This window comes from Niameybacter sp. (assembly GCF_036655075.1).
Lineage (GTDB): Bacteria > Bacillota > Clostridia > Lachnospirales > Cellulosilyticaceae > Holtiella.
Genome location: NZ_JAVVQU010000068.1, coordinates 1 through 9,747, shown reverse-complemented (window position 1 = coordinate 9,747; position 9,747 = coordinate 1). Strand labels below are relative to the sequence as shown.

Below are 9,747 nucleotides of genomic sequence, written 5' to 3'. Positions count from 1 at the left end.
ATATTTTAGAGCTTCGTTGTACCTATGACCCAGCAACAAAAAGTGGTACGGGATTTACAGAGAGAAAAGTAAAAGGAACGATTCACTGGGTAAGCAAAGCACATAGCATGTTGTGCGAAGTAAGGCTGTTTGAAGACTTGTTCCTAGAAAGACCGACAGCAGAAAACCTTTTAGAAGTAGTAAACCCAAAGTCTAAGCAAAGGATAAAAGGGGCAAGGATTGAAAGAAGTGGTATGGGGGTGAACAAAGAAAATAGATGCCAATTTATAAGACATGGCTATTTTATTGAGGACACCCAAGATAGCACAGAAGATGCACCAGTTTTTAACCAAACGGTAAGCTTAAAGTCTTCTTATAAAAAAGAAAAATAGATAATATAAAAGTGCCCTTACTTTTTATAAGTAAGGGCACTTTTATATTATAAAGAAGTTAAGATAAGAACTAAAATCATAGGAGGCACAACCCATTTAAGAAGACCAAAGAAGAATGGACCTTCTGCTGTAGATTTGTACACACCATCACTTGTAAGTTCTTTTTCCATTTTGATGTATTTCCAGAACCATGTTGCTACGATTGCTGTAAGTGCACCTGTTAAAGGAATCGTAATGTTGTTTGTTGCATAGTCGAGTAAGCCGAAGATAGTCATACCACCTATAGTAAAGCTAGACCAAGGACCTTCGCCTAAAATGTTGATGATTGTACCAACAAGTACAGCAGCCACTACAACTAAAGTAGCTTTATGACGATTGAAGTTCATTTTTTCTACAAGACATGTAATGATAATCTCAAAGATTGAAATCATAGAAGTAACAGAAGCTACAATAACAAGTAAGAAGAAGAGTGCACCAAACCATCTTCCACCTGGCATTTGAGAAAATACTTGTGGTAAAGCTTTGAAAATAAGAGAAGGACCTGCTGCTGGAGAACCTCCGTATGTAAATACCGCTGGGAAGATCAGTAACCCAGAGAAAAGTGCAATAATGGTATCTGCAATAACAACTTGACGAGAAATCGTACGAATGTTTTCTGATTTTGGAACATAACTTCCGTAAGTTGCTAAAAGCCCCATTCCAAGGCTAAGTGAGAAGAAGGCTTGACCAATAGCAGAAATAACTGTTCTTGTAGTCAGTGCACTAAAGTCAGGCTTGAATAAGAAAGTAACAGCTTCTTTAAATCCATCTAAAGTTGTAGAATAGCCAATAAGTACGATGAAAATAACGAAAAGTAAAGGCATGAGGATTTTTGAGTATTTTTCTACCCCGTCTTTAATACCGGAGAAATTGATAAAACCTGTTGAAGCGATGGCTACAATAGCACCCAGAAGAGGCCATATAACATGAGTATTCATTGTGTCAAACACCATTGTAAAGTGGTCTGGTAAGTTCATACCTGCTTGAACGTCGTAAAGTCCACCTGTAAGTGAAAGGAAGAAGTAATAAATAACCCAACCTGCAATCATCGCATAGAAAGTTGCTACTAAAAATACAGTACCTACTGCGAGATAACCTACAATATTAAACTTTTTGTTTTTTGTTACTTTAGAAAAGGCATCAAGTGCATTACTTCTTGCATTACGCCCTATTGCAAACTCTGTATAGATGAGAGGATAACCGATTAATATAGTTGCTAAAAGGTAAACGACGATAAACGCGCCACCACCATTTTCACCTGCCATGTAAGGGAATTTCCAAATATTTCCCAGTCCGATTGCCGACCCCGCTGCGGCTGCAATAATCCCTAACTTACTTGAGAAAGAATCTCTTTCATTCACAATTTCCACCCTCTTTCCTGTGTTAATCATTTGTTTTGTAAAGATATTATGTGAATAAGGATAGATTATATAGACATATGGATTAAAGCACAATCTAAAATGCTAATTTTTGAATAGCAAGTTTATTTTGAATACATTTTAGGCTATATTTTTGTGTGTAAAATGTGTATAATAAGAAAAGATGGTAAAAAGGAGGATTATATCATGGATGAAAATAACTTAACGATGGCAGATTTTATGGATCAAATAGACAAATCAATGATACGTATTCGTAAAGGAGATATTAAAACAGCAACTGTTGTATCAGTGGAAGACGCAGGGATTATTACTAATATTGGTACACATGCAGATGCAATCGTACCTTGGAACGAATATAGTTATGAAGAAGTGGCTAAAGAGGATGTACAAGCTGGAGATACATTTGATGTACTTGTAATCAATACAGATGATGGCGAGGGGAACATCATTGTTTCTAAAAAACGTGCAGAATCAGAAGTAGCACTTGAAAATATTGAAGAACTTTATAAAGCTCATACACACTTTAATGTAAAAGTAAAAGAAGTTGTAAAAGGTGGCGTGATTGCAATGCTTCAAGGTATGCGTGCATTCATTCCAGGTTCTCAACTTACAGATACTTATGTAGAAGACTTAAGTGATTTTGTAGGCAAACAAATTGAAGTAGAAATTATTGAATTTAATGCCAAGAACAAAAAAATCGTTCTTTCAGGCAAAGAAATTGCAAAAGCGAAAACGGCAGAGCTTAAAAAAGAACGTTTCAACAGTATTGTTGAAGGTGAAAAATACACAGGTACCATTACAAAACTTATGCCTTATGGTGCATTTGTTAATATTGGTGGTGTAGAAGGGCTTGTACATAACACAGACCTTTCTTGGACACGTATCAAACATCCTTCAGATGTTGTTAAAGAAGGTGACCAACTTCAAGTAACTGTTATGAATATTGATACTGAAAAAGGAAAAATTGCTCTTCGTGCAAAAGATGTAGCAATGGACCCATGGTATTTAGAAACAGCTAATCTTGAAAAAGGACAAGTACTTAAAGGGAAAGTTGTCAAAATGATGAGCTTTGGTGCATTTGTTTCATTAAGTGACCACGTAGAAGGTCTTGTACACATTTCTCAAATTACAGAACGTCGTATTTCTAAACCAGAAGAAGCTTTAGAACTTGGTCAAGAAGTGAAAGTGAAAATCACTCAACTTGATAAAGCAAACAAAAAAATTGGTTTAAGCATGACAGAAGTAGAAGAAGAAGTAGATGCTTCAATGATGGCGTACATGGCAGAAGATGAAGATTCTATATCTACAATGGGTGATGTACTTGGAAATGCTTTCAAAGATTTATTCAAATAAGAGATAGAACTTAAAGTGAGATAAGGGGCTGGTCGCTTTCATATTCTAGAGAATGAGAAAGCTGCTGGTCCTTTCTTATGCCTCCAATATAAGTTGCTTTGTAGAAAGAAGGATAAAGATGCTTAATAATATAAAACTCGTGATTTTTGATATAGATGGAACGTTACTCGATTCTGTTTGTTTTAATACCTATAATATGAACTGTACCTTGGAAATGATGGGATACACTTACCGTGTAGATGAAGCTTGTATCCGTGCAAACTTAGGAGCAACAGCGGAAGACTTTTACAAAGTGGTGTTAGACGAGGTGTGCTATTTGGATTGGGAAGCTATTCGTACTCAAAATAGAGTCAATGTAAGGCAAGCCATGCAAGGCTATGGAAAGGCCTTTCCAGGGGTAGAGTCTACCTTTAAGGCTCTTTATGAAAAAGGGTATAAGCTTGTGTTGTACAGTAACTGCTCAAGGCTTTATCTAGAAAGTGCATTAGAAGTGTTACACATTACCCCGTATATTGATTACACAGAGTGTGTCAAAGATAATGGGTTAGAAAAGCCAGAACTACTCAAGAAGATAGTAAGCCTATATGAAGGCATGGATACTGTTGTTGTAGGTGACCGTATTCATGACTTAGAGGCTGCTGCATGGAATGGACTTCCTTATGTTGCGGCTCTATATGGGTTTGGAAAAGATGAAATAAAAGATGCCACTTATCAAATTCAAGCAATTGATGAACTTATTGAGCTATTAGAAGGGCCTAAATATACAAAAAGTATTGAAGAATACATCAGCCTACTTGACAAAGAAAAGCAAGATGCATAAAATGTTAGTAATATCATATCGAAATACATGCAATGAAGAAGAGGAGTATAGTAGCCCCTGTGTTTAGAGAGAGAGACTTACAAGCTGAAAGGTTTCTTACATAAGACTATTAGAAGGTAGCTTTGGAGCACTGCTTTTGAACTTTAAGTAGAAAGCGGCGGGAGAGCCCGTTATAGCGAAGAGAGCCAGTGATAGCTGGAATTAAGGTGGTACCGCGAGCATTTTCGTCCTTAGGAGGAGAATGCTCTTTTTTGTTGCCTTTTTTGTATTTCGGGTGGGAAGAGGTGGTTTTGTGCAAGCTGTAGGATTTGTACTTTTGGTCATAGGCGTCATGCTCGTCTTTGCGGCACGCCGTATCGTGCTTGCCAAAGTCAAGCTAGAAAAGCAAGACCAAGAAGAGATGGAACTTTTAGCACAAGGTGGCATCATTGCTGTCAAAGTAGCAGGGTTTATTGTCTCACTAGTAGGTTTATTGTTTTTGATATTGTAGTCATCCTCAACACAAGAATAAGAAGATTTGCATGAAGTTCAACTAATAAGTTGTGTCAAATAAAAGGAGGTTTATAAAGATGAGTAACTTAGAAAAGATTTATGATCCAAGTACCGTTGAAGAAAGACTTTATAAAAAGTGGATGGATAAGGGGTATTTCCATGCAGAAGTAGATAAGGAGAAAGAGCCTTTTACAATCGTTATTCCACCACCAAACATAACAGGACAACTCCATATGGGGCATGCCCTTGATAACACATTACAAGATATTCTCATTCGTTACAAACGTATGCAAGGGTACAACACACTTTGGATGCCAGGAACAGACCATGCAAGTATTGCAACAGAAGTTAAAATCGTTGCAAAAATGGCTGAAGAAGGGATTAGAAAAGAAGATATCGGACGTGAAGGTTTCTTAGAACGTGCGTGGGAATGGAAAGAACAATACGGCGGCACAATCATTGGGCAGCTTAAAAAACTTGGTTCTTCATGTGACTGGGAAAGAGAACGCTTTACAATGGATGAGGGCTTATCAAAAGCTGTTCAAGAAGTATTTATCAAACTTTACGAAAAAGGGTACATCTACAAAGGTTCTAGAATTGTTAACTGGTGTCCAGTATGTGGAACAACTATTTCAGAAGCAGAAGTTGAACACGTTGAAAGCCAAGGGAACTTCTACCACTTACGTTACCCAGTAGTAGGAAGTGATGAGTTTGTTGAACTTGCAACAACACGTCCAGAAACATTACTTGGAGATACTGCTGTAGCGGTTAATCCAAAAGATGAGCGTTATGCACACTTAGTAGGTAAAATGCTTAAATTACCACTTACAGATAGAGAAATCCCAGTGATTGCTGACCACTATGTAGACCAAGAATTTGGTACAGGTGTTGTTAAAATTACACCAGCACATGACCCTAACGACTTCGAAGTAGGACGTCGCAACAACTTAGAAGAAATTTGCGTTATGAATGATGACGGAACAATGAATGACTTAGCAGGTAAATATGCAGGTATGGACCGTTATGAAGCACGTAAGGCAATGCTTAAAGACTTAGAAGAATTAGGTCTTCTTATCAAAATCCAACCACACATGCACAATGTAGGGACACATGACCGTTGTAAAACTGTTATTGAACCAATGATCAAAGCACAATGGTTTGTACGTATGGAAGAAATGGCAAAACCTGCTATTGAAGCCCTTCACAAAGGTGACTTACGCTTTGTACCAGAGCGTTTCGGTAAAACTTACCTTAACTGGTTAGAAAATATCCGTGACTGGTGTATTTCTCGTCAACTTTGGTGGGGGCATAGAATTCCAGCTTATTACTGCGAAGAATGTGGTGAAGTAACGATTGCACGTAGCATGCCAGAAGCATGTAGCAAATGTGGCCATACACACCTCGTTCAAGATGAAGATTCATTAGATACATGGTTCAGCTCTGCATTATGGCCATTTTCAACACTTGGTTGGCCAGATAACACAGAAGAATTACAACACTTCTATCCTACAAGTGTACTTGTAACAGGATACGATATTATCTTCTTCTGGGTTGTACGTATGGTATTCTCAGGTATTGAACAAATGGGCGAAGTACCATTCAAAGATGTATTAATTCATGGTCTTGTACGTGACGCTGAAGGACGTAAAATGAGTAAATCTCTTGGAAATGGTATCGATCCACTTGAAGTTATCGACCAATACGGTGCAGATGCGCTTAGACTTACACTTATTACAGGTAATGCACCAGGAAACGATATGCGTTTCTACTACGAACGTGTAGAAGCTAACCGTAACTTCGGAAACAAACTTTGGAATGCAACACGTTTCATCCTTATGAACTACGAAAACGAAGATGCAAATCTTCAAGTAAAACTTGAGGACTTAACAGCAGCAGACAAATGGATTCTTTCAAAAGTAAATGACTTAGCAGTAGAAGTAACAGATAACATGGACAAATACGATTTAGGTATTGCTGTTCAAAAACTTTACGACTTCGCTTGGGAAGAGTTCTGTGACTGGTACATCGAAATGGTGAAACCTCGTCTTTACAACCAAGAAGACCCAACACGTCATGCAGCACTTTGGACACTTAAAACAGTTATGATTAACGTGCTTAAAATGCTTCACCCATACATGCCATTTATCACAGAAGAAATCTTCATGGGACTTCAAGACCAAGAAGAAAGTATCATGATTTCTAGCTGGCCAGTATACCAAGAAGCATGGCACTTTGAAACAGAAGAACAAGAAATCTCTCTTATTAAAGAAGCTGTACGTTCTATCCGTAACGTAAGAAGTGAAATGAATGTACCGCCATCAAGAAAAGCACAAGTATTTGTAGTATCAGAAGATGCCACAGTACAAGATATCTTTGCGCGTGGTAAAGTATTCTTTGCAACACTTGCATCTGCATCAGAAGTTATTATTCAAGGAGATAAAGCAGGCATTGATGAAGATGCAGTATCAACAATTATTCCAAAAGCATCTTTATTCATTCCACTTGCTGAACTTGTAGATTTTGAAAAAGAAATCGAACGTTTAACAAAAGAAAAAGCTAAACTTCAAGGAGAAGTTGACCGTGTAGTGAAAAAACTTTCTAACCAAGGTTTCGTAGCGAAAGCACCAGAAAAACTCATTGAAGAAGAAAAAGCTAAACAAGCTAAATACGAAGCAATGCTTGCAGAAGTTGCAGCACGCTTAGAAAAATTCAATAAATAATAACCTCTTGAATAGAAGAGCTATAAAACTAAGTATTTGATTAGTTTTATAGCTCTTTTTGATGAGAAAAATAGATTTGTTTGTAGATTCATGTGCAATCTTAAGAAAAATTTAGGAATTAGGAGGCTTATTTCTTTGAAAAGTTATGCGATATTAAAATAAGTAGAAAAGGGAGGGCAAAATGGGATATAAAATTTTGGTGGTTGAAGTGTTATATTTATTGGAAGTTTAGTCTTGATAGGCTTTATGCTAGATTTAAATCATATGAAAAAGCGTATAATTGGTATAAAAGGGAAGAAAGAGTTGGAAAGGGGATTTTAATCTTACTTGGCTATAGTGTGGGTATTGGTGCTATTGTCATTGTGGGATATGACAGTGATGTAATTGATGAAGGGTTGCAAAGTGCGGTGCATAAAGAACTTGTTAGTCAACGTATGAAGACAGAACTTATTTCAAATGTTTCCCATGATTTAAAAACACCACTCACTTCTATTATTAATTATGTAGATTTGCTCAAGGATAAAGAATTAAGCAAGGAAACACAACAAGCGTATGTTGAGATATTAGATAGAAAATCTAAGCGGCTTAAGATATTGATTGAAGATTTGTTTGAGGCAAGTAAAACGGCAAGTGGAAATGTTGAACTCACTAAAGAAAAAATTAACTTAGTCGCTCTTTTGAATCAGACCTTAGGAGAAATGGCGGAGAAGATTGGTGCAAGTACCTTGCAATTTAAGGTGAATTTACCTGATGAAAAAGTCATGTGTGAGCTAGATGGCAGATGAACTTTACGGCTGAGGAAATTATTGAGCGTTTCAAAAGAGGGGATGAATCAAGACATAGAGAAGGTTCAGGCCTAGGATTAGCTATTGCTAAAAATCTCACGGAGTTACAAGGAGGGCGCTTTGAAGTGTATATCGATGGGGATTTGTTCAAAGTAGTGATGACATTTAAACGTGCTGAATCATAAAAAGGGTTCTCCAAAATAATGAGGAGAACCCTTTTTGTATACTGAGAAAGTGGGTTAGCTGATAAAAATAGGTCAACTAACGTGTGCCAAGTGCTGTGTATTCACGTTTTTCGGCAACGCTCTTGTAGGCAGGACGAATAATCTTGCCCGCATTCACAAGTTCTTCAATACGATGTGCACTCCAACCAGAGATTCTGGCAATGGCAAAGATAGGTGTGTAGAGTTCTAACGGTAAGTCTAGCATGCTGTAAACAAAACCAGAGTAGAAATCTACGTTAGCACTAACCCCTTTATACATTTTACGGGCATGACTAATTACTTGAGGCGCAAGACGCTCGATGCGGGTATAGAACTCAAATTCATCTTCAATCCCTTTAGCTTTTGCTAGCTTGCCTGCGTACTCTTTTAAGATGACGGCACGAGGGTCAGATACAGAGTAAACGGCATGACCAATCCCATAAATAAGACCGGCCTTATCAAAAGCTTCCTTATTAAGGAGCTTAGTTAAGTAGTCACAGATGGCATCTTCATCTTCCCAGTCTTGGATAGTTTCACGCATATCCTCAAACATTTTGACAACTTTTAGGTTGGCACCACCATGTTTGGGGCCTTTGAGGGAACCAAGTGCTGCTGCAATAGAAGAATAGGTGTCTGTACCAGAAGACGTGACAAGGTGAGTGGTGAAAGTTGAGTTATTCCCGCCACCATGTTCGGCATGGAGAATTAGTGCTAAGTCAAGAAGTGTAGCTTCGAGTTGCGTATACTTGCTATCAGGGCGCAACATATAAAGTATATTTTCAGCAGTAGAGAGCTCGGGCTGAGGTGTGTGAATGTAAAGGCTTTGGTTGCTGTGGTAATGGGCATAAGCTTGATAGCCATAGACAGCTAAAGAAGGAAAAGTTGCAATAAGTTTAATACATTGCTTAAGAACATTGGTTAAAGAGGTATCGTCCGGATTGCTTTCGTCATAGCTATAAAGGGCGAGGACACTTCTTGCCATGCTATTCATAATGTCTTTGCTAGGTGCCTTAAGAATCATATCTCGTACAAAGTCATCAGGAAGCTTGCGCGCTTCACCTAATAAGTTTTGAAAATGCTTAAGTGCTGTAGCTGTAGGTAGTTTGCCAAAGAGTAAAAGATAAGTCGTTTCTTCGAATCCGAAGCGCCCATCAGATAAATACCCTTTTGTAATATCTTCAATATCAATACCACGATAAATAAGGTGTCCAGGTGCAGGAATGGATTTGCCATCTACTTGCATATACGAGTTGACTTCACCAATTTCGGTCAAACCTACAAGTACACCTCTTCCATCTAAGTCACGTAGTCCGCGCTTGACTGCGTGTTTACTAAAAAGAGTAGGGTCGATATAATTGTTCTCTCGGGCTAACCCTGTAAGTTCATCTAATAAGCCACAAGAGTCATAAATAGTGTTGAAATCTGCCATAAAATACCCCCTTTTAATTATTTATCAAAATATAATATAATTAATGTTAACATTTTGAATACTTAGATGTCAATATGAATAAAAAGTAATAATGAAAAATATAGTTGGGTCTATTTAACAGATATACTGCTAAAATATAAATGTTTGATGAATAAT

The 9,747-nt window shown here is 37.6% G+C and carries 8 protein-coding genes, 1 pseudogene and 1 other annotated feature; of the genes and pseudogenes, 7 read left to right on the top strand and 2 right to left on the bottom strand.

Annotated features, from left to right (window positions below):
- Positions 1-371 (top strand): annotated as a pseudogene (locus RRY75_RS13175) (glutamine--tRNA ligase); the annotation flags it as partial.
- 47 nt (positions 372-418) lie between these two features.
- On the opposite strand, the gene RRY75_RS13170 reads toward RRY75_RS13175, so the two are convergent.
- Complete coding sequence (locus RRY75_RS13170) at positions 419-1,771, bottom strand: sodium-dependent transporter (protein ID WP_332491915.1); 1,353 nt, start codon at positions 1,769-1,771, stop codon at positions 419-421.
- A gap of 204 nt (positions 1,772-1,975) precedes the next feature.
- On the opposite strand from RRY75_RS13170, the gene rpsA reads away from it, so the two are divergent.
- The 6 genes from rpsA to RRY75_RS13140 all read left to right on the top strand — a co-directional run bounded on the left by rpsA (position 1,976) and on the right by RRY75_RS13140 (position 8,144).
- A complete protein-coding gene (gene rpsA / locus RRY75_RS13165; protein WP_332527315.1) occupies positions 1,976-3,142 on the top strand; it encodes a 30S ribosomal protein S1 in 1,167 nt (388 codons plus the stop codon).
- A 118-nt stretch (positions 3,143-3,260) separates the two neighbouring features.
- Positions 3,261-3,962: an HAD family hydrolase gene (locus RRY75_RS13160; RefSeq protein ID WP_332527316.1), complete on the top strand. Its 702-nt coding sequence runs from the start codon at positions 3,261-3,263 to the stop codon at positions 3,960-3,962.
- A 23-nt stretch (positions 3,963-3,985) separates the two neighbouring features.
- Positions 3,986-4,197, top strand: a binding site (T-box leader).
- A 57-nt stretch (positions 4,198-4,254) separates the two neighbouring features.
- Entirely contained in the window at positions 4,255-4,452 is a 198-nt protein-coding gene (locus tag RRY75_RS13155) for a hypothetical protein (protein WP_332491909.1), read from the top strand.
- Positions 4,453-4,531: 79 nt separating this feature from the next.
- Positions 4,532-7,174, top strand: coding sequence for a valine--tRNA ligase (locus tag RRY75_RS13150; protein WP_332491908.1), 2,643 nt, complete (start codon positions 4,532-4,534; stop codon positions 7,172-7,174).
- A gap of 203 nt (positions 7,175-7,377) precedes the next feature.
- Complete coding sequence (locus tag RRY75_RS13145; protein ID WP_332491906.1) at positions 7,378-7,959, top strand: sensor histidine kinase; 582 nt, start codon at positions 7,378-7,380, stop codon at positions 7,957-7,959.
- Positions 7,956-8,144 carry an ATP-binding protein gene (locus tag RRY75_RS13140; RefSeq protein ID WP_332491904.1) on the top strand — a complete coding sequence of 63 codons (189 nt, stop codon included), beginning with the start codon at positions 7,956-7,958 and terminating at the stop codon, positions 8,142-8,144. The genes RRY75_RS13145 and RRY75_RS13140 overlap by 4 nt, the downstream gene beginning before the upstream one ends.
- Positions 8,145-8,220: 76 nt before the next feature.
- On the opposite strand, the gene RRY75_RS13135 is transcribed toward RRY75_RS13140, so the two are convergent.
- Positions 8,221-9,591 (bottom strand): citrate/2-methylcitrate synthase, encoded by a 1,371-nt coding sequence (locus RRY75_RS13135; protein WP_332491902.1) that lies wholly within the window; start codon positions 9,589-9,591, stop codon positions 8,221-8,223.
- Positions 9,592-9,747: the final 156 nt, after the last annotated feature.